The organism is Mesorhizobium sp. C399B (assembly GCF_030323185.1).
In the GTDB taxonomy this organism is placed as follows: domain Bacteria; phylum Pseudomonadota; class Alphaproteobacteria; order Rhizobiales; family Rhizobiaceae; genus Mesorhizobium.
The window spans coordinates 1,480,215-1,499,828 of the sequence record NZ_CP100472.1 but is presented as its reverse complement, the minus strand read 5'-3'; the positions used below and the strand labels follow the sequence as shown (position 1 = coordinate 1,499,828).

General features: G+C 58.2%; 18 protein-coding genes and 2 pseudogenes. 10 read left to right on the top strand and 10 right to left on the bottom strand.

Annotated elements, in window-relative coordinates:
• The first annotated feature begins 106 nt into the window (after positions 1-106).
• Positions 107-1,159, top strand: coding sequence for an alpha/beta fold hydrolase (locus NLY36_RS07100; protein ID WP_023734864.1), 1,053 nt, complete (start codon positions 107-109; stop codon positions 1,157-1,159).
• A gap of 27 nt (positions 1,160-1,186) precedes the next feature.
• Here NLY36_RS07100 and NLY36_RS07095 read toward each other — a convergent pair whose 3' ends face one another.
• Positions 1,187-2,950, bottom strand: coding sequence for an MOSC and FAD-binding oxidoreductase domain-containing protein (locus NLY36_RS07095; protein WP_023734863.1), 1,764 nt, complete (start codon positions 2,948-2,950; stop codon positions 1,187-1,189).
• 468 nt (positions 2,951-3,418) lie between these two features.
• Between NLY36_RS07095 and NLY36_RS07090 the strand changes: the two genes are divergently transcribed.
• Positions 3,419-4,144, top strand: coding sequence for a sensor histidine kinase (locus NLY36_RS07090; protein ID WP_023734862.1), 726 nt, complete (start codon positions 3,419-3,421; stop codon positions 4,142-4,144).
• Positions 4,145-4,407: 263 nt separating this feature from the next.
• Positions 4,408-5,319 (top strand): SLAC1 family transporter, encoded by a 912-nt coding sequence (locus tag NLY36_RS07085; RefSeq protein ID WP_050591477.1) that lies wholly within the window; start codon positions 4,408-4,410, stop codon positions 5,317-5,319.
• 1,104 nt (positions 5,320-6,423) lie between these two features.
• Here the strand turns inward: NLY36_RS07085 and NLY36_RS07080 are convergent.
• The 3 genes from NLY36_RS07080 to NLY36_RS07070 form a co-directional block, all read right to left on the bottom strand.
• Positions 6,424-6,816: a GlcG/HbpS family heme-binding protein gene (locus tag NLY36_RS07080; RefSeq protein WP_023734859.1), complete on the bottom strand. Its 393-nt coding sequence runs from the start codon at positions 6,814-6,816 to the stop codon at positions 6,424-6,426.
• A gap of 46 nt (positions 6,817-6,862) precedes the next feature.
• A complete protein-coding gene (locus NLY36_RS07075; RefSeq protein ID WP_031199880.1) occupies positions 6,863-7,702 on the bottom strand; it encodes an enoyl-CoA hydratase/isomerase family protein in 840 nt (279 codons plus the stop codon).
• A 298-nt stretch (positions 7,703-8,000) separates the two neighbouring features.
• Entirely contained in the window at positions 8,001-9,821 is a 1,821-nt protein-coding gene (locus NLY36_RS07070; RefSeq protein WP_286461778.1) for an ABC transporter ATP-binding protein/permease, read from the bottom strand.
• Between the two features lie 509 nt (positions 9,822-10,330).
• Here NLY36_RS07070 and NLY36_RS07065 point away from each other — a divergent pair.
• A complete protein-coding gene (locus tag NLY36_RS07065; protein WP_023737320.1) occupies positions 10,331-10,846 on the top strand; it encodes a Dps family protein in 516 nt (171 codons plus the stop codon).
• 189 nt (positions 10,847-11,035) lie between these two features.
• Here the strand turns inward: NLY36_RS07065 and NLY36_RS31520 are convergent, their stop codons facing one another.
• Positions 11,036-11,662, bottom strand: coding sequence for a sensor histidine kinase (locus NLY36_RS31520; RefSeq protein ID WP_352806718.1), 627 nt, complete (start codon positions 11,660-11,662; stop codon positions 11,036-11,038).
• Between the two features lie 364 nt (positions 11,663-12,026).
• On the opposite strand from NLY36_RS31520, the gene NLY36_RS07060 reads away from it, so the two are divergent.
• The 4 genes from NLY36_RS07060 to NLY36_RS07045 all read left to right on the top strand — a co-directional run bounded on the left by NLY36_RS07060 (position 12,027) and on the right by NLY36_RS07045 (position 15,120).
• Complete coding sequence (locus NLY36_RS07060) at positions 12,027-12,737, top strand: SDR family NAD(P)-dependent oxidoreductase (RefSeq protein ID WP_023824710.1); 711 nt, start codon at positions 12,027-12,029, stop codon at positions 12,735-12,737.
• A gap of 23 nt (positions 12,738-12,760) precedes the next feature.
• Complete coding sequence (locus tag NLY36_RS07055; protein ID WP_023737317.1) at positions 12,761-12,997, top strand: tautomerase family protein; 237 nt, start codon at positions 12,761-12,763, stop codon at positions 12,995-12,997.
• Positions 12,998-13,233: 236 nt separating this feature from the next.
• Entirely contained in the window at positions 13,234-13,689 is a 456-nt protein-coding gene (locus tag NLY36_RS07050; RefSeq protein ID WP_023744399.1) for a VOC family protein, read from the top strand.
• 684 nt (positions 13,690-14,373) lie between these two features.
• Positions 14,374-15,120 (top strand): Crp/Fnr family transcriptional regulator, encoded by a 747-nt coding sequence (locus NLY36_RS07045; protein WP_023824711.1) that lies wholly within the window; start codon positions 14,374-14,376, stop codon positions 15,118-15,120.
• A 402-nt stretch (positions 15,121-15,522) separates the two neighbouring features.
• On the opposite strand, the pseudogene NLY36_RS07040 reads toward NLY36_RS07045, so the two are convergent.
• The 3 genes and pseudogenes from NLY36_RS07040 to NLY36_RS07030 form a co-directional block, all read right to left on the bottom strand.
• Positions 15,523-15,807, bottom strand: a pseudogene (locus NLY36_RS07040) (PilZ domain-containing protein).
• Between the two features lie 188 nt (positions 15,808-15,995).
• Positions 15,996-16,238 carry a DUF982 domain-containing protein gene (locus tag NLY36_RS07035; RefSeq protein ID WP_023669677.1) on the bottom strand — a complete coding sequence of 81 codons (243 nt, stop codon included), beginning with the start codon at positions 16,236-16,238 and terminating at the stop codon, positions 15,996-15,998.
• Positions 16,238-16,468, bottom strand: a complete 231-nt coding sequence (locus NLY36_RS07030) for a hypothetical protein (protein ID WP_023737312.1) — start codon at positions 16,466-16,468, stop codon at positions 16,238-16,240. The genes NLY36_RS07035 and NLY36_RS07030 overlap by 1 nt, the downstream gene beginning before the upstream one ends.
• Before the next feature lie 191 nt (positions 16,469-16,659).
• On the opposite strand from NLY36_RS07030, the gene NLY36_RS07025 reads away from it, so the two are divergent.
• A complete protein-coding gene (locus NLY36_RS07025; RefSeq protein WP_245260103.1) occupies positions 16,660-16,992 on the top strand; it encodes a VOC family protein in 333 nt (110 codons plus the stop codon).
• A gap of 171 nt (positions 16,993-17,163) precedes the next feature.
• Here NLY36_RS07025 and NLY36_RS07020 read toward each other — a convergent pair whose 3' ends face one another.
• Positions 17,164-18,081, bottom strand: a complete 918-nt coding sequence (locus NLY36_RS07020; RefSeq protein ID WP_023824712.1) for an NADP-dependent oxidoreductase — start codon at positions 18,079-18,081, stop codon at positions 17,164-17,166.
• Positions 18,082-18,325: 244 nt separating this feature from the next.
• On the opposite strand from NLY36_RS07020, the gene NLY36_RS07015 reads away from it, so the two are divergent.
• Entirely contained in the window at positions 18,326-18,535 is a 210-nt protein-coding gene (locus NLY36_RS07015; protein ID WP_023737206.1) for a DUF3072 domain-containing protein, read from the top strand.
• Positions 18,536-18,605: 70 nt separating this feature from the next.
• Here NLY36_RS07015 and NLY36_RS07010 read toward each other — a convergent pair.
• A pseudogene (locus tag NLY36_RS07010) lies at positions 18,606-18,912 on the bottom strand (nuclear transport factor 2 family protein).
• Positions 18,913-19,614: the final 702 nt, after the last annotated feature.

Here is a 19,614-nt window from a genome sequence, read left to right as displayed (position 1 = left end):
CGCCCAGTAGCGCGGCCGGGTCGCCCCTCCACCCGGCCGCGCGTTTGAGTTGCAGGGGGCAAGAAGACACGGATCATTTCCCTGAAGGAGGCTAACAATGAATGACGTGCCCCAACAAATTGACCACAATCGCCGTCGCCTACTCGGGACGGCTGTTGCGGCTATGACTGCGTTAGAGCTCGGGACAGGTAGTCCCGCCGCGGCGAGATCCTCTGTCGATCACACAAGCAAGGGTCTCGCGACCAAAGCGACACAACAGTTGCTGGATTCTTTGAGGCAGATCGACGCCGGAATGCTTAACATGGGATACGCGGATATGGGATCGCGAACCGGCGCGCCGGTGGTCCTCCTCCATGGCTGGCCATACGACATCCAGACTTATGCCGGTGTGGCGCCTTTGTTGGCTGCCGAGGGGTATCGCGTGATCGTTCCGTATCTGCGCGGATACGGCACAACGCGGTTCCTTTCGGACAGTACGATGCGCAACGGTCAGCAGTCGGCAGTTGCCCTGGACGTCGTTGCACTGATGGATGCGCTCGGTATTGAACGGGCAACTATTGCCGGCTGTGACTGGGGCGCCCGAACGGCAAATATAATGGCAGCCCTATGGCCGGAACGGTGCAAGGCTATGGTCTCGGTGAGCGGCTATCTGATCGGCAGTCAACAGGCCGGGAGGCAGCCGTTGCCACCGAGCGCGGAATTGCAATGGTGGTATCAGTACTACTTTGCGACCGATCGCGGGCAGGCTGGCTATCGGAAATTCACCCGCGATTTCGCAAAGCTGATCTGGCGTCTCGCCTCGCCGCGATGGGATTTCGACGATGCGACTTTCGACCGTAGCGCGGTCGCCTTTGACAATCCCGATCATGTGGCGATTGTGATACATAATTACCGTTGGCGTCTAGGCCTCGCCGAGGGCGAACCTCAATATGATAACCTGGAGAAGCGGCTTGCGCAGGCGCCCGTCATCACCGTTCCTACAATCACGCTGGAGGGCGACGCTAATGGCGCGCCTCACCCTGAAGCCAGCGCCTACGCGAAGATGTTCTCAGGAAGGTACTCTCACCGCCTGATCACGGGCGGCGTAGGGCACAATTTACCGCAGGAAGCGCCGCGGGCTTTCGCCGATGCAGTAATCCAGGTCAGTGCGGGCACATGACGGTCCGACAAGTCCTGTCTGACTACCTTAGAGATCAAGGACGACGTCCCCAGTAGGCTGGGAACAGCAGATCAAGGTGGTGCTGCTTGTCGGCGGCTCAATTGGATCAGGCTGAAAAGCGACTGTTCCAGCCACGAGCCCGGTCTGACAAATGTGACAAACCCCCGTGCGGCACGACCATCGCGTGGGGACGTCGCACGCTTCAGCAAGTTCAAGCAGACTCTTGAATCCTGACCCCCAATGGACGCTCAAGCCACTGCGTGCGAACGAAACTAGAGGGCCCGTGCCGGCGGATTCCGCAGGTGGATGGGGCGGCCGCCCTGGGGATGTAGTAATACCTGGTGTACTCGAAGGACGCGGGCCGAACAGCTCCGTATGGATTGCATCTGCGGCGACACCCCAGTCTGCAAGCGCTGCGCCGAGGTCGCCCATAAACGCAGATGGCCCGCAGAGATAGAAGGTGCCATGGCGCGGAACATCGAGTTGTTGAAGCACCTCGATGTTCAAGTGTCCGGCGGAATCAAAATCCGAACCTTGCCTGTCCTCGCGATCAGGCGCGCTGTAGCTTACATGGCTGTGGCTGCGGGGCAGGTCTTTCAGCAAGTCTCGAACCTCTTGGGCAAAAGCATGTTCGTGGCCACATCGAGCTCCGTGGAGCCACCAGACTTCCCTTGTCGAACCCGTTGCCGCCAACGCATGGAGCATCGCAATCACGGGCGTCGAACCCACCCCGGCACTTAGAAGCACGATTGGACCGTTGCCTGGGCGTAGAGTGAAGCTGCCGCGTGGTGCGCTGATCTCCAGCACGTCTCCGACTTCAACCCGGTCATCAATGTAGGCACTCGCCACACCTTGTATTTCCCGCTTTACGCTTATTCGGTAGTAGGGCTCACCGGGTTCACCCGACAAAGAATAACTGCGCATAATGGCCGGGGCGTCGGGCGTCATTTGCAGGCGCAGTACGACAAACTGCCCAGGAAGCGCCGCTGCGAGGCGAGGTCCATCAACGGGCTCTAAGACCAGTGACATCACACTGATGCTCTCGCGGATCTTGTGCATCACGCGCAGCGGGCGAAATCCCGTCCACGCAGGAGGTGATTCCGACATGGGATCAAGCCCGGCATTGCGTCTCGTGGCATCACGGTCCTTGCTTTGTGCGAGCAATGCCCGGAAGGATCCCTGCCAGCCTTCGCTTAGCGCGGGGATGCGCAATGCTCGCTCGATTTGGCTGCGAGGGTGACTGGGCAAATATAGCAAGGCATTGACCTCCGACACGGTCATTTGCTCAGGGCCGCTCGCGACCTGGACGATCTCGTCTCCAGCCTCGACCTGGCCTTCTTCCAGGACGCGCAGATAGAAGCCGGGCCTGGCTCGCGCAACCAGCAGCGCAGCCATACGCGGCTCATTCATGCGAATACCGATCCGGTAGCAAGTGACGCGCGGTTGGGTCACTTCGAACAAGGCGCTCCCAATCCGGTAGCGATCGCCAATGCACACATCATGGTCCGGCAGGCCATCGACTGTGAAGTTCTCGCCAAACTGTCCGTAGGAAAAATTATTGCGGCCCAGCTCGCGTTGCCAATACTGATAGGATTCGGATTGGTAGACCAAAACGGCCCGCTGTTCGCCGCCGTGCCCCACCATGTCTCCCTGCTTGTCGCCATCGACGTTGAGCCGTCGTACCTGGCGTGGGCCCTGAACGGATGTTTTCCAGACTGCAGTATCAACTGTCCTTCCGCTCCAAGGAACGCCACGCGGCAAACCCACATTGACCGACAGCAAGCGAGCCATCCCTGCGTCCTTTCTGCCAGCCACCACCAGCCAGTTGCGCTCGGGTAAGCCCTGATCGGGGGATACTTAGCGTCAGCGCCCACCAATGCAAACTAGCACGTCGGGCCACCGAATCGATCGACACCAAAGTATCGGGAATACCATCGTTCAATATATCCGGACTTTGACCGCTGTCAGTAATCTATTAGTTGAACGCTTTTGATTGGCATATGTACAGGTATCGAGATCGGACGACGCAAGGGACTGTCATCTCGAGTTCTCAACCGGTTCCATCAATCCTCCACTGACGTAACGATGTCATCATCTGTCTGGCTGCTGGCGCGGGATTGTATGCGGGAGCTGTGTGAAACAAACGGCGAGGAGAGCGCTCCTGGGATTCAGTTGGTTTGTCCTCGATCACGATACGCAGTGATTATGCTTGGTTTCTGAACGTAAGCGAATGTTGAATCGAACAAGCGGAGAAGTCGGATGTCGAGCCTGCAAGTAGATAATAGTATATTTGAAGGGCATCGGAACATTCCGCAAGGGCGCCTGGCCCTGCAGATGTCCACCGCCGGCGTCGTCCATGACCTCGGTAATCTCATTCAAGTCGCGTCATCCGCGTTAAACCACCTGGGCAGAGACCCTAACATCGCAACGGCTCCAGGCGCAGGGATGGTGATTGCTGGCGCCAAGACCGCTCTCGAAAAGGCGGGTTGTCTCGTCAGGCAGACCATTAGGACAGCTAGAGAGATTGAAGAGGTAGTATCCCATGCGAATGTGGGCATCTGCTTGGCCGACGTCGAAGCTCTTGTACGTAGCGCGTGGGATGAAAACCTCCGTGTGGAGGTTTGCATCGACCCCGACCTTCCTTTGGTAAGGTGCGATCGAGCCGGGCTGCAAAATGCCGTCCTGAATCTTCTGCTCAATGCGCGCGATGCGATGCCCGACGGCGGCTTGATATCAGTTCACGCCATGGTGTCGGGAAATCCCAGGGAGGTGAATGTTCGGGTTGAAGACCGAGGAATTGGGATGACGAGCGAGACGATGGTGCGAGCATTTGATCTCTTCTTCACGACCAAAGGCGAGGGGTTGGGTGGAGTTGGATTGCCGATGGTCAAACGTTTCGTTGAAGATTCGGGTGGAAGCATCGATCTAGCAAGCATCCTCGGGTCAGGCACAGTCGTGACGCTGAAATTGCCGGCGATGCGTTAGCGACCTAAGGCGTAGGGTGTGCATTCAGCTGCCCATGTCCTTTGATTGGATGGCTCTGCGATTTTGGGGCAGGCTCGTGAGGATGCAATATTAAAGAGTGGTTCGAATCGGAAGGCGTTGCGAAAGTGACTGGACCGCATTCCAAGGGAAAGGTGGCGCTAGAGCACCAGGCCTTGATTCATCTCCCGACGGAGCGATCTCCAATAGCTCGGTTTCCCGCCTCGTTTTTTTCTATCGGCCTCGGGACAAGTTCGTTCTCCATAATGTGGCAGGTCGCGCATCAAGTGTGGGCGGTCCCCAAAGGAATTGCTGTGGCGTCCGTGGTATTGGCCATGTGCATATGGACAGCTCTTTTGACGCTTTACGCTTTGAAGTTGTGGTTGGCCCCATTGGCCGTACGAGCTGAGCTCGCGGATCCTGTTCAGAGTTGCTTCCCTGGTCTGGTGGGTGTCGGGATGATGCTAACTGCGGTAAGCGTGTTGCCGTTCGACGCGACGGTAGCCACCATTCTGATATGCATCGGTGGAGTGCTCGCGATTGGATTTGGGTTTTGGCACTCGCAAAAGATCTGGAAACACGCAATTGCTCTATCGGACGCGACACCCGCCTTATATCTGCCTGTAGCCGCAGCGTCGTTCGTCCTTAGCATTGGCCTGTCGGCATTTGGGCAATTTGAGTGGGCCCAACTGGCTTTAGGCGCTGGGCTCTTCTCGTGGCTTACAATCGATTCCGTCTTGTTCCGTCGTCTCTATTTTGGCGAACCGCTCGGACATCACATTAGGCCGACCCTTGGCGTACAGCTCGCCCCTCCAGCGGTTTGTTCGCTAGCTTATGTCAACTCGTCGGCTACATCCGGAGATGTCTTTGTTCACTGTCTCATCGGTTACGCAATCCTGCAGGCCATTCTTCTTGCCGGCTTGCTTCCACGGATCATGGACCGCTTTTCCGCCGGTCTATGGAGCGTCAGCTTCGGCGCCACGGCGTTGGCGACAACGATTGAAAAATTGGCCGTTCGTGGCGACGCTGGTTTGGCTGGCATTTTGGCTGTTCCCATTTTTACGGCCGCAAACCTGCTGATTATATGGCTGGTTGTTAGGACAATAATTTTAGCCATGACAGGCTCATTATTGCCGTCACTTCCGGACGGGCAAGTACAGCATCCTGCATCTCGCTGAAGGGAGGCTACTTCCAGCGAAAAGCAGTTCCAGCAGGATGTGCAGCCTTGATCGCCGTGATCTTCCGGGAGCCAAGGACCAGGGGCACCCGGCTGCCAACCTTCGCCGAGAGATGGTCGCGCTGCACGATCCGGTCGGCCGCCGCGAGGCGCGCAAGCGGGCGTCTGGTATGTTGCAACATGTACCAGACTTCCGACGCTGATCCCGCGTCGACAGCTATATGCACCAGATAGCAGGCGATATATGCGTCAGCGCGTTATGATACCCATTGCGCTTGTGAAGTTGTCTTTGCTTGTCCCTGATGAGCGAGCCGTTATGCTCGACGCACGATCCAGGCGCAAATCCTCGATCTGCTGAGCTACCGGAGCGATGGCGAGATGCTCGAGCCTCTGCCGATGCTAGTTCATTGAAACGAGCGGCGTCAGCCTGACCTGTTGAACTGAGGACAGTCCGGCGTTGCCGCCGTCCGAGCTAATTCTCCGTAGAACTTCGAAGGCGACTTGGTGAACTCGGCAACGAAAATGCTTTTTGGTTGCAGCAGAATGCCTGCGCCGAGCAACAAGCTCAACAAAACCGCTATTTATCGCCGCAGCCTGAGCCAGCGTCGTGATTGCCTCGACTTATAGCAACTCGGTCTGCTAGCCACCCAACGGCGGAGCGGAAAAGGCGTCCGCAGCCCGCCTTGTTCTACGCCTTTGTAAGCTGGGCCGCGTCGTCGAAAACGCCATGTTCCCGGCAATCATCATATTCAAAAAGGCATATGTAGTGGACGGCCCGCCGGTCGATAACAATCGTGCCCCGGGGATGTTTCTCAAAGCAAGGTTCAGCAAATCTTCCGCAGCAGACTGCTGGCGAGCAACCCATGAACTCGCCGTCGTACGTGTCCGAGAGACGCTGTGTACCTCGGTCAAAGTGCATGGCCTGGTGCGCTTGTCGATCATGACGTTAGCCACAAGACCGCTCCGACCAATATTTTGTGACAGGACGCAGGACCGCTATGGAAATCTCGGCTACTGCTCTCCCCCCACACCGATGTTCGGTTGGGCTCCAAGGTGATCCCGTCGCCCCTAGCCGAGGGTTCTGGCGAATTTGGCCGAAGCGCAGTTAGCGGACACTAGCTTCCACAATCCAAACATCCTCTTCTGCAGTGCCGCCGCTAACGCCGACACCTGCATACACATTTCCATGCTCGTCGAGCAGCGGAACACCTCCACCCATAGGGCAAAAGCGCCCCCCGCCGACTGTGGGCAACGCGTATAGCGATTGGCCCGGCTGTACGAGCGGCAGGATGTCCGCCGTGCGAAGGCGTACCAGTGCCGAAGTATACGCCTTGCGCTCGGAAATCTCGAGCGCGAAGACAGGCGCGCCGTTCATCCGGTGTTGGAGAACCAGATTGCCGTGAACATCGATAATACATACGGCGACAGGGACGTTGACCTTTGTCGCTTCTGCCTCCACACGTTCGGCAACCGACTTCGCTTTCGTGAGCAGATCCATGGAATGATCCTTATCGTTGAGGGGACGCCGTCGCATCGACTGCGGTCTATCGCTGAGGCAGCTCGCCCAGGTGAAAAGCCAGCCGATTCTCGACATCTCCCGGCGACTGGAAGCCCTTGGCGGTCAGCGACTTGATGCCTTCCTGAGCGGCGGGTCGGCTTAGCGAAGCTATGCAGGCTTCCCATCCTGCGCCCAGCTCTACATCCGACGGAAGACTGGTATTGACCAAACGCTTGGTTTGCCCGATGGCCCATTTGTCGAACCTCGAAATCCGAGTGGCGAGCGCATCAACGTACGCGTCGAGCTCTGCGTCCGGCAGGGCTTTGTTCACGTAGCCATACGCCTCAGCCTGTTCTCCACGGATGTCCTCGGAGGTCAACAGAACCTCCATGGCGCGATTGCGACCGATCAGGTGAGGCAGGCGAGCCATCGGTCCGCCGCCGGCGACCATACCCACGCCAACCTCCCACTGTGAAATGATGGCCTTTTCCTTACTGGCGAAAGCCATATCGCAGGAAAGGGTGATTTCGCTCCCGTTGCCCGTAGCGCGGCCCCGGATGAGGGCGATCGAGGCCACCGGCGCGCGCGTCAGCCGCACAAGAAAATCCGGCCAGGGCGGCAGGCCCGTCGGTCCCGGCGGCAGCGCGAGCATATCCTCGATCCGCGCCTTGAAGTCTGAATGGTTGAGGAAGTATCCCTCGACGCTACTGTCGAACACCACCACCCGAAGATCTTCGTCAGCCTCAATGGCGTCAATCAGATGGGTGAACTCTTTCACCATCTGTGGACCCATGACGTTGAGCGGGGCATTGTCGAATGTGACTCGCCAATAGGTGGGCGTCCGGCGTGTCAGGCGAATCTGCGGGGTGGTTGTCGTGGTGTCCACTGGAAGCTCCTTGGATGTTTACCTGCTCGGTGCCTCGAAGATGATGCATTGGGTGCTGGCCCGCGATTGGACGAACGTGTCGCCAAGACCATGGTGTCGGTCTGGCAGGGCGGGCCCATCGCTCGGTGATCAAACGGGCACGACCCTCAATCGCGCTGCGAACCTCTGATCTGCAGGTCCCCTGCAGGATAAGCGCTGCATCAAGTGAACTGCGTAGTCATCGCGCAAAATATGGACGTGAGGGACGCTGTCCAACCGGACAGGCGATGGTACCACCCGATGCGATCTGAATATCGATCTATTGCTCGCGGCGGACGGCAGCCGGCTCCGGATCAATGGCGCCGGCCCTGACACGAACAGGTTTCAGCGGCTTGGCACCGGTGTCGTTGACGATTGTCAGGCCACGCGGAAAGAACCGGTTGTGATGCTGGCCGCGCCCGATATTGATGATCGCGGCTCCCTTCAGATGCTTTTCCAGCATCGTCAGCACGCGCCTCAGCGAGGGTCCGTCGAACGCATCCATCGCTTCGTCGATGATCACCCACTTCGGCTGCCGCAACGCGAGCCTGGTCACGCCCAGCAGGCGCTGTTCGTCATCGGCCAACTCATGGTCCCAGCGTCCCACGCGGTCGAGTGACGATGACAGCCGTTCAAGACCAACCTCGGTCAGCACGGCCGAAATGTCGGCATCGCTGGCGGGCGCATGCCCATTCGCGTGATTGAGCACCTCTCGCAACGTGCCGGCCGGCAAATACGGAACACGCGGCACGAAGATGAGAGTTTCTCCAGCCGGCAGGCCGATTTTCCCGCTGCCCCAGGGCCAAAGGCCGGCAATGGCGCGGAAGAACAATGTCTTGCCGGCGCCTGGGTCGCCGGTGATCATGACGCGCTCACCGGGATGGATCTCGACATGGCTGTCTGAAAGTTTGGTGCAGCCCTCCGGCGAGGCCACTTGGAGCTTCTCGAAGGTCAGGCTGCCATTGGCGTTATCGCCGAATTCGATGCGCTTTTCCTTGTCGTGCAGCACATCGGTTTCATCGAGCGCAATGCGGAAGTCGGCAACGCGCATCAGCGTGGCGCGCCAGTCGGCGATGCCGCCGATATTGTTGATGAACCAGCGCAGCGACGAGTGCACCTGGTTGAAGGCGCCGACCGCCATCATCAACCCGCCAAAGCTGATATCGCCTGAAAAATAGACCGGCGATGCCACAAGGATCGGCGCCACCACGGTGATCCAGCCATAGGTATCGGTCACCCAGGAAAGGTTGATCTGCGCTTTGTAGATGTTTCGCATCGCGCCCAGCACCGTGCCAAGGTCGATTTCGAGCCGTCTCTTGGCATCGGCTTCGCCGTGATAGAGCGCGATGGCGTCGACATTCTCGTTGACGCGCACCATCGAGGAGCGCAGTTCGGCCTCGCGGGTGTAGCGGTCGCTGTTGAGGCGGATCAGCGGCCGCCCGACCAGCCAGCTCAGCCAGGAGGCGATGCCGGCATAGAGGAACGCGGCCCAGACCATGTAGCCCGGTATCGCCAGCGACCAGCCGTTGATGTGGAAGACGAAGCCCGACGAGAGTTGCCAAAGCACGCCGACGAACGACACCAGCAGGATGAAGGATTGCAGCAGGCCGACGCCGAGGTCCGTCGACAGATCGGACAGATGCGCGGCATCCTGCTGCATGCGCTGGTCGGGATTGACGCCGATGGCGCCGGCATTGGCGAGCCGGAAGGCCCGCGCCGGCCGCATCCATTGGTCGATCAGGTCGAGCGTCAGCGCCTCGCGCAGCTTCAGCCGGATCATCTGGTTGAGCCAGGTCTGAGCGATGTTGAGCAGGAGCAGCGTGCCGGCAATCACGGCAAAGATCATCAGCTGATGCAGGAAGGCCGCCATGTCGCGACGCGCCAGCGCATCGTAGAAAGGCTGGTTCCAGCGGTTGAGCAGAACCTGGCCGATCGACGTGGCGACGATGACCGCCATGATGCCGACCGACGTCCAGACCAGCCACTTGAACACCGGTGAGCCTATCAGCGCCCGTTTGATCGTCGCCACCTGATCGCGCAGGCTGCTGGCATCGACGGTTACCGGCTGAGCGGTGGCGGACTTGTCCGGTTGATCAGCCATGCACGAGGTCCTTGCGTTCAGAAGCGTTGCTGAAACCAGATGGAGATACCTGAAGGCATCCGCCGCTCAAACGGACCGCGAATACACTCGCCGCAGAGAGGCCGGGAACGGGCCCAACCCCAGTTTCCATCATGACGACGAGGACTTCATCGAGCGACGCGATGCTACGACGCGTCGTGCTTGGCCCAAGCGGTATCGGCGACAGGTCTTCGTCATTTGGACATCGGTTTAACGACGCGTACACGATGCCGGTACTGTCCGACACCGTCCATAGCACCTAGGTGTCGGCAAGCAGCTTGAGCTTAACCAAATACGGTAGTTTTTTACGGGGTTTGACGGTGAAGGCGGCCAAATCCTCCTTGCGCCAATTCACGCTTGAAGCCCAAAGTACGATGCGTAGCGTCCCTACGATCGTCCGACACCTTCGTCTGATTGGATCAGAACACGGCATTTCCTATGTGGTTTGTCGAAACGGCGCCGGTGCGCGGCCTATAGAGGGAAGTTGAAAAATGACGCAACAGTTGAGCAAGACAGCCGGTTCGGATCGCTTCCTTCGCACTCCGACAGACCTTGGTTCCGAGGCAACCCGCGACATCGCTGCCGGCCTGGCCGGTCTGCTTGCTGACGTGTTCGCCTTGTATCTTAAGACCAAGAATTTCCACTGGCACATGAGTGGTCCGAATTTCCGGGACTATCATCTCTTGCTCGACGAGCATGGCGACCAGATTTTCGCGATGACCGACGCGATCGCGGAGCGTGCGCGTAAGATCGGCGGAACCACGATCCGTTCGATCTCCGATATCGCGGGACGCCAACGGATCCTCGACAACAACGCCGACTATGTTGATCCCCAGGACATGCTCTCAGAGCTTCATGGCGACAACAAGCAGTTGGTGGCGGAGCTGCGTCGTGTCCATGAGCTGTGCGATAGCTATTCGGACATTGCCACCGCGAGCCTGATCGAAGGATGGATCGACGAAAGCGAACGGCGCAGCTGGTTTCTCTACGAGGTTTGCCGCGCGTGAGCGGAACGTGGGCAAGGTGGCGGATGAGATCCTGCACGCCCGAAAAAAGCACCGGCAAGGATCGCGCACTCCGTTCCGCCGGTCGGGTAGCATGGATCCGTATCGACTCTGCCGCGTGAAACCGGCTCGCCCTCTGCTTGACTCCGATAGGGGACCCAGACCGCGCGATAGCAGTCTCGGGTGCAGAAGCTAGGGCGCTATCAGAGGGAAACGCACACCCACGATCGATCCACGCGGGGTGAATTTCCATTGCACCGAGCCCCCAATTTCCGCCGTCAGCGCGTGTATCAACCACCGCCCTCTTTCTTCTGGCCGATGATAGGCCGCGCATCCGTCGTCGCAGACAACACAACAGACACTGTTGCCACTCCTGTTCAGTGAGACACGGATTGAACCAGGGCTATCCCCTAGGCCGTGCCGTGCTGCGTTCCGGACCAACTCGGAGACGATCAGACCGACCGGCCAGCACCGCGCGGCGTCAAGCCGGATTTCGTCCGTTGCAACAGTCAGCTGAATGCTCCGCTCGCCAAGGGAGGCACGTGAAAGGCTGTGACACAGCTTCCCAACATGATCACCGAGGTCGATGTATCCCTCAGTGATGGGCACGAGAAGCGATTGATGCGCCTCTGCCATCGCCCGCAGACGATCCGCTGCGCGCCTTAACGCCAGCGTAGCCTCTCCGCTGGACGAGGCCAGCGACAGAATCGCTATCGCTTCGCCATATTCGTTGATTACCCGATGGCTAATCTCTTCGACAAGATGCCACGCCAGCGGCTGGCACGATGCCGATGATGGATTCGCACGTCCTGTTAGCATGACCAGATCCTCCGCTAACATCGCCGCACCTCGGAAGCACCGTTCGCGATGTTTCGGAAAATGACAGCAGACCGCGCCGAAACATTCTATTGGGCCAAGGTGTCGGCAATACTTAAGACGGACACACCCCCCTGTGGATGGGCATCGGAGTATTGGCGAGCAGTGCTCGTCCCAGTCAAAAATGCCCGGCGCTGTGGAGACGCCACCCGCCCGCAAAGCGGGTAGGTCGCTGTATAAACCCCGATACCTAAGTATATGCGATACCATTGGACGATGGTTGCCGGGCCATACTGCAGATACGTGTTACCTGGAAAATGACGGGACGCAGTCTGGTTGTTAGTGGTCAGTATCGCCGAGGTCTGTCATGGAAACTGGTCGTAAAGTCGTTGTCATCACCGGCGGGTCGCAGGGCATTGGCGCGGCGTTGGTTGAGGCGTATCTCGGCCGAAATTACCGCGTTGTCGCTACCTCTCGATCTATCAAATCTTCCGATAGCTCGGACTTGCTCACGATCTCGGGTGACATCGGCAACCCGGCGACGGGACCGAGGGTGATCGAGGAAACACTGCAGCGTTTCGGGCGGGTCGACACGCTGATAAACAACGCCGGAGTTTTCCTTGCCAGCAGTTTCACGCATTACACCGCGGAGGATTATGCCCGCGCCGTTGCTACCAATCTGACCGGTTTCTTTTTCGCCACCCAGGCCGCGATCGCCGCAATGGAACGTCAAGCGGGCGGCCATGTCGTCAACATCACAACCAGCTTGGTGAAGCAGGCCAGTTCGAAGGTGCCATCGGTGCTTGCTTCGCTGACCAAGGGCGGAGCTGACGCCGCGACCCGTAGTTTGGCGATCGAATATGCCCGCAGCGGAATCCGGGTGAACGCCGTGTCTCCGGGCGTCATCAGGACGCCGATGCATGCGCCAGAGACGTACGAGAGGCTGGCGGCCTTGCATCCACTGGGTCGGCTGGGTGAGATTTCCGATATCGTCGGAGCGGTCCTCTACCTGGAGGATGCCGCTTTCGTGACCGGAGAAACGCTTCATGTCGACGGCGGCCAGAGCGCTGGCCACTGAGCCATCAGTCAAGGGAGGTTCTTATGCCTATTGTCACCGTCCAGCTCACCCGCGAAGGCATCGAGCCTGGTGTGGATCATGTAACTGTGGAGCAGAAAGCAGCCATCTACAAGGGCGTGAGCGAGGTGCTGCTCGACGTCCTCGGGAAGCCGCTGGACTGGACCTGGGTAGTGTTTGAGGAAGTGGAGATGGAGAATTGGGGTTGGGGCGGGATGCCCGTCGCGGAATACCGCAAGTTGCTGGCCGCGAAGGGCGTTTGAGCCCTGATAGCCTTTCCTGAAAAACATGCTGGGGGTTCAGGTGGGATAGTTTCGTTTTCGACGTAAGCAGCCATGCTGTGTGACGCCGTGGAGGTGGAATGCCGTGTACGTCGCCGGCGTCGGCTAAGAGACGGATCATACAAAAGGCCAACTAAAACCCGTGTCGGCGGAGCGCTATTGAAATCTGTTCTCGCGGGCCATGGCGGATCGCGAAGACCTCGAAATAGGAGTCGCGGATGACGGAAGTACGAGTTGAGGATGAAATCTATGCAATGCCCCCGCAGCATGGCTTCACCGTCGCGCATTTTCTGACCGTCGCCGACATCGAACGCTCAGCTCGATTCTATGAGATGGTCTTCGGAGGACGCATTCTTAGCCTGGGCGATAGCAGCGGCGCGCCGGGATATATCCGCATCGCCAATACCTGGCTCATCGTCAACATCGGCGGCGGCCCCACACCTGACAAACCGTCGGTGACGCTCGGCGTTCCCCCAGATCCCGATTCACTCAGCAGCTTCATGAACATCCGCGTTGCTGATATTCATTACTGCTATCGACGTTGGCAAGGTCGGGGCGCTGAGTTCATCACGGAACCGATGGAAAAGTACGGCGAAACTCGCTGTTACATTCGCGATCCAGACGGCTACATCATCGAAGTGGGTCAGAGTAAGCCGCATGTCGTTTACGGTTAAGCCCTAGAAGGACGTATACCTTCTACTCGAGCCAGGCCTCGGTCTCCGCTAAGATGCTGAGCGGGTCATGCCGGAAATCTGGACGAGCGCCGTTCGGTAGATATTTTCGGGAGATCGCCTGGAAGGTTTCGGGCTATGCTCGCACAAGAAGTTCCATAGGTCGGCCGACATGATAGGTCGGAGACGCCGGGGATCGGTCTGCGCACAGCGAGCTTCCCGATGTCGGCCGTGCGCGTGAACAAAACCGACGTATCCCGGATGAATGGCTCGTCCGGAAAAGAGCAGAACCGCTGTCCTTCGGTGCGCAACGCGGCGAGCATTCCATCGCGCTCGCCGCGGACTAATTATCCAAGCGTGCCTAGTACGGGCTTTTGTCACTGATTTATGCTACAGGCGTGCTACTTTTTTAAAGAAATAGACCAATAAAATCAGCGCTTAGGCGAAGGCGCGCTGCGTCTCTTCGGGCGCGCCACTCTTCAAGCAAGTGCTTGAAATCGCTTAAAGCGTTGATTTTACTGCTACTGATCCGCACGCGTGCTACTTTCGCGTGCAAAAGGATTGAGGACAGCTGAACCCCAGCCCCGCCTGCATAGTCGACGCACCGACCATTGGCCGTCGTCTCCTCTGGGCAGCGGGAACATTAGCGCCAACTAAAAGTTGGGAGCAAACCCGAACAGGTTTTTGATGGCACATGGTCCGTCTTTCAACATCTTGATCCGCAAGCTCCAAGCCATCTCGGAACTCGCAGAATCAGACATTGCGATCTTGGGGAACATCTCGATTCAGGAGAAGAAATACCAGGCCAATGAAGACATTTTGCGGGAGGGCGAGAAGCCGAACCTTTCCTTCGTCGTTCTTGAGGGCTTGATAGGGTCGACCAAACTAACCGGGGAGGGCAAGCGTCAGATCTCCTCCTTTTTTGTTCCGGGCGACATTCCCGACCTGCATGGTTTGCATTTGTCGGTCATGGATTGCACTTTCACCCCTCTCATGCCCTCTCGAGTGGGCTTCATGCGGCACGACGATCTTCGCGCCATTTGCAAACAGCACTCTTCGATAACGAGAGTGTTTTGGCGCTCCACTGTGATCGATGCGGCGATCTATCGAGAGTGGGTCACCAACGTCGGAAGGCGCGACGCCTACTCTCGTATGGCTCACATTCTTTGCGAACTTATTGTCCGCCTTCGCTCGGTCGGTCGCATTGAAGATCATGTGGCCTATCTCCCCATAACGCAGGCTGCACTTGGCGACGCACTAGGCCTCTCCTCTGTGCACGTGAACCGAGTGCTTCAGGACCTTCGACGCGACGGTCTGATATCTACCCTTGGCTCGCGTTTTCATGCGCCCGACTGGGCAGGGCTCGTTCGCGCCGCAGATTTTGACTCTACCTATCTGCATCATAAGGCTGCGCAGACGGGTGCCGGTTTCTGAGAATGCTGGGTCGCTCATGATGCATTGAGCCAACCCCTCGCGATCCTTGAAACCGAATCTGCTGTAGAACCCGCATTCCAACAGGAATGTCGATCACTGCTTGAGAACTGGACCGCAGACTTACCTAGTGGACGGCATGGCTTCCCAAAGCTACGACCTGAGGAAGGAACCCGCCGAAAGCTGGACGGTGTTTGACGTCTTCACTGGGTACCCCCGCAGGCGCGTGAGCGTCTGGCTAACTATCTGGACGAGGAATATTCCCGTGATCTTCAGCCTTCTGACCATGTCGACCTGAAGCGAAGGTTCGCCGGGGGGTAACCTCTAAAGTATGACTGCCATGGAACACGTGTGGAGCGCCGGAGAATGTCCAAATTCCCGAGTCTGTGCATCCCGGGCATAGGCTTAGCCATAGTGGAGACGCGGCTTTGGCACGTTCCTATAAATTGAACCCCGATTAGGTCGTTCCTGCGCCACCGCAGAACTGCTTGGTAGGCAACGCCGTCGGTCGGCACGTAAAGCACGAACCGCTCGGGGACACGCGATTCCACCGGGACTTTGAGTTCAGCTCCGCCACTGTTTTGGTTCCGAATGGTGCAACTGATCTCGGAGTTTGTGATTCCGCCGATGATTGAGGCGCCTTTCAGCACCCCGCTGCCTTCGTTCGCGGCGATGCTCTTCATCAACCATGTGACCTCCATCGGTCGCCCCCGGCCCTATCCTACGCCCACGGGCGAACAGCTGTCCATCTAGGTCGTCGCTCGGTGGTGTCTCACTTTGAAATTTGACGGAGACGGACGGCAAAGATATCCGTTGCGCTGGTGAATTTGCGCACCGCCAACGCGAACAGACCCGAATGGTCTCGCCGTATAGCGATTTTAATCCGGCAGTAGCATCTCCTCTTCATCTGCTGCGGCTTCGAACAGCAGCCGGAAATCGTTACCCGGCATTTTGCCATCCATCGCAGATAGGCAAGCCTCGGCCGCCAGCCTCCACTTGGGGCCACGATTGGACCACTTTAGGAGCTCCTCGGCGGCGGCATCAACCCGGTTGACGCCAAGGCGAAGTCCCGGGCGCTCGGTCTTCACATAAACTGGAGGGTTGAACCAACGGTGGGGCATCACGCCTCTCGAACGTCAAAGGCGATGAACAGTCCCCAAGCTGAGGCTGCACGAACGATCATTTCGACCAACTGGCAGTCAGTCTCACGAAGATCATGGCCGCGCTCGCGCACCGCTGCAATGGTCGCCTTGACGGAAATTGTGTTGCCCGGTTGAGAACCCAACAGGACCTCGCGGACCAGCTCCTTGGCCGTTTGCTGCGTAGGCCGAACAGGTGCTTGAATGTCCATCCCATCCTCCCAGAGAGATAGAACCTCAATCAGCTATTCTGTGGGTCACTTTCCGAAAAAGGCAAGAGCCGGAAACGTACAAAGCAGGTTCCCGCAAACACCGCATTTCGGAACGGAATCCACCCTTGCCCATTTATTGGCGGAGCCAATTTGCACGAAGGATGTGAATGCAAACCCAAGGAGTTTACGCCGTGCTCGCCACGGCAAGGATGGAGAAAGCGGAGGAGTTCTATACCCGGCTTTTCGAGCGGAGGCCTGATGATCGTCCCATGGACGGGTTGATCCAATGGCGCAACGTCGCAGGCGCGAACTTGCAAATCTTCCATGATAAGGAAAATGCTGGGTCCGGCAGACTGACTATTGTGGTCCCCAAAATGGACAAAGCCCGGAGGTCGCTTGAAGAAAGTGGCGTAATGCTCACACGTGAATCGGAGGGTGATTACGGAAAGATTGCCCAGATCGCAGACCCTGACGGCAATCGTATCACTCTTGCAGAGCCCCCATCGCGGCCTTTCAACACGTGAAGGATTCGACCTCCTCTGTTTGGCAAACCAGCTCATCGGGTTACGATGGACGACCCCAATTCCTCGCCCGGCTACAATGACTACATCCCGCGAAAGGCGCTGTTTTGCACCTCACCGTGTCAGCTGCCGACGCGGCCATAAGGAGAGAGGACCCGCCTCCGCCCCAAATTCTCACGGACGAACGCGGACAACCGTCTTTCCTGCACGTCGGTCGGTTGAGTTGAAGGTGCCGATGGCATCATCCAAGCTCGAAACCTTGCCAATGTTCGTCCGCAGTCGTCCATCGCGGATCCGCTGCACTATCTCAGAAAGCTGGGGGCGATCAGCCTCGACGACGAAGTCAACGGTCAGGCCATCGGCAGGTCGAATGTCCGTTGGTCCAACGACTGTGACAAGGATACCTCCGGCCCGGACGAGCGTTGCGGATCGCTTCTGGAAATCGCCGCCGATGACATCGAACACCAGATCGACGCCGCCTACATCTTCAAGCGTGTCTTTTGCGAGGTCGAGGAATTCATTTGCACCGAAGTCGAGCGCTTTCTGGCGGTCGGCGGCCCGCCCGGTGCCGATCACATAGGCTCCAGCCTCCCTGGCAAGCTGCGCCACCATCGAACCGACGGCACCGGCAGCGCCATGCGCGAGAACGCTCTGCCCGGCCTTGATGCGGCCATGCTGAAACAGCCCCTGCCATGCGGTTAGGCCGGAGATCGGCAGGCTAGCGCCCACCGTAAAGTCGACATCGCCGGGCAGCGGCGCGAGGTTACGGGCCTCCATGGCAACATACTCGGCGAGGGTGCCGTCGCGATGCCAGTCCGCGAGGCCGAACACCCGCTGACCGATAGAAAGCCCTGTGGTGCCGTAGCCGAGCGCAGTGACCACACCAGCCAGTTCGTGGCCCAGGATCGAAGAGGTCCGGTCACGGAAGGCTCGATCGGCCCACGTCGAGGGCCACTCCAGTTCGGTGTTGACGAATCCTGCCGCATGAACCTGTACGACCACGTCGTTAATTGCCGCCTGAGGCTCGGGCAGCTCCACCAACTTCATCCCGGCCGTTCCTGCAGTCTGGTCCGTCGCTACGATTGCTTTCATGGGGATTGTCTCCTCACCGTTGGGGTAAATTGCGGGCGCGGAGGATCTTTCGATGTCTCGCGCAGAGTTGGCGTCGGGTTCATCGTTGGCGACCGCGAGCGGAAGCTAAGCAATCTCGTCGGATTCTTCCAGCACGGGTAACTTGCAGTCGTGAACACCTATGCCCTCGCAATTTCACACACTTCAAGCATGTGGAACAAAAGCAGATCAAATACGTTGTGCCGTTCCCAACACGGAGAGCGTCATGCAAACTTCACCCCGAGCCAAAAGCGAAACTATCAGCAAGGATCCTGACGAATGGACGACTGGTGACGAGCCAATGACTCCGTCGCAAGCTTCCTACTTGAAAACATTATGTGAGCAGGCGGGCGACGACAGAAGCTACGCTGAAGATCTAAGCAAAGCCGAGGCCTCGAAGCGAATCGACGCGCTAAGGAGTGAGCTCAAGCTCTAAAGGCGCTGGGAGACCTACGACAGGTTGAAGGTCGCCAGTTTGCGGTATTTGGCCTGTGATCTGGACGGTCCTAATGGTGAAGGTGGTAGAGTTTGCTAACGATCTTCCACTCTCCTGCGATCTTGAGCAGGGAAAGATAGTCGGTGAACCTTGTGGTTCCAAATTCGTCCTCAACCTTCACAGTGGCTGCATCGCCCGTAATGTCGAGCGATGCGACTGTCCAGTTGGGGCTGGTGTTCGGCGGCAAGCCCGCACCCATCACCTCGCCGACATAGGGCATCGACACTCAGCCATTCGACCGCGCCCTGGAAGTTACCGATGTTTGATGCGCGTGGGTGGAAGGCTGCCCCCAGCCCTTCTTCGGCACCGGTGGACATGGCCAAAACGTAACCTTCGATGGTAGCGGTAATAAGACTTTCATCGGTCTGTGACATCGAGGCTTCTCCACGCCAGTGTTTGCAGCGGTCAGAGCATGGAGGGACCGATCCTTGCTGACAACAGGCAAACGGTTTTTCGGACCAGTTGGGTCCGTTTCCTTTGTTGCTTTCGCGGTTACTTCTGACGACGCCTCGCGCCAAAGGCCGCCAGAAATCAAGTCGAGTTGAGGGTGTGTCGCAAGCTCCCTACTTCCGAAACGAGTCAGCGCCCTGTGGTTTTGAAGCGAGTTCACTGTTTCAACCGCCTCGTTCTGTTCAACAACGAGGGCCTTGCGTTGCGGCTGCTTTGATCGAATGCAAGCGTTCGGAGTACGAGTAACCAACTCCCTTGCCGGTCGAGTACAACTTTACCGGCACCGTGGCCTAGCGATGCGCGCAAGCCTTCATGTGGGGGAGAGGCCAGCAGTGCTGCAGTTATGCCTTCCCTTCTGCAGCGAAAGCCCCAGCAGGCAAATCAAAGTAGCCAGCTCGAAGCGCTGTCCGACCAGAAGAGGCAGTTTCACTACAACGCCCCGCTTCGACGTTTTCGCGAGCAGCAGAAGTGTCTCGGTCGTTGCTGACAGCCGGAATAGCGGTCGTATCGGTATCCATTCTGGAGCAGATAATAGCAGGCTACACTTATCAGCAAGTGCTTATGAGCAG

Coding starts and splice junctions, on each gene's coding strand:
- NLY36_RS07095 (WP_023734863.1), bottom strand. CDS start 2,950: ATGGCTCGCTTGCTGTCGGTCAATGTGGGTTTGCCGCGTGGCGTTCCT.
- NLY36_RS07090 (WP_023734862.1), top strand. CDS start 3,419: ATGTCGAGCCTGCAAGTAGATAATAGTATATTTGAAGGGCATCGGAAC.
- NLY36_RS07085 (WP_050591477.1), top strand. CDS start 4,408: ATGTGGCAGGTCGCGCATCAAGTGTGGGCGGTCCCCAAAGGAATTGCT.
- NLY36_RS07080 (WP_023734859.1), bottom strand. CDS start 6,816: ATGGATCTGCTCACGAAAGCGAAGTCGGTTGCCGAACGTGTGGAGGCA.
- NLY36_RS07070 (WP_286461778.1), bottom strand. CDS start 9,821: ATGGCTGATCAACCGGACAAGTCCGCCACCGCTCAGCCGGTAACCGTC.
- NLY36_RS07065 (WP_023737320.1), top strand. CDS start 10,331: ATGACGCAACAGTTGAGCAAGACAGCCGGTTCGGATCGCTTCCTTCGC.
- NLY36_RS31520 (WP_352806718.1), bottom strand. CDS start 11,662: ATGCTAACAGGACGTGCGAATCCATCATCGGCATCGTGCCAGCCGCTG.
- NLY36_RS07060 (WP_023824710.1), top strand. CDS start 12,027: ATGGAAACTGGTCGTAAAGTCGTTGTCATCACCGGCGGGTCGCAGGGC.
- NLY36_RS07055 (WP_023737317.1), top strand. CDS start 12,761: ATGCCTATTGTCACCGTCCAGCTCACCCGCGAAGGCATCGAGCCTGGT.
- NLY36_RS07050 (WP_023744399.1), top strand. CDS start 13,234: ATGACGGAAGTACGAGTTGAGGATGAAATCTATGCAATGCCCCCGCAG.
- NLY36_RS07045 (WP_023824711.1), top strand. CDS start 14,374: ATGGCACATGGTCCGTCTTTCAACATCTTGATCCGCAAGCTCCAAGCC.
- NLY36_RS07035 (WP_023669677.1), bottom strand. CDS start 16,238: ATGCCCCACCGTTGGTTCAACCCTCCAGTTTATGTGAAGACCGAGCGC.
- NLY36_RS07030 (WP_023737312.1), bottom strand. CDS start 16,468: ATGGACATTCAAGCACCTGTTCGGCCTACGCAGCAAACGGCCAAGGAG.
- NLY36_RS07020 (WP_023824712.1), bottom strand. CDS start 18,081: ATGAAAGCAATCGTAGCGACGGACCAGACTGCAGGAACGGCCGGGATG.
- NLY36_RS07015 (WP_023737206.1), top strand. CDS start 18,326: ATGCAAACTTCACCCCGAGCCAAAAGCGAAACTATCAGCAAGGATCCT.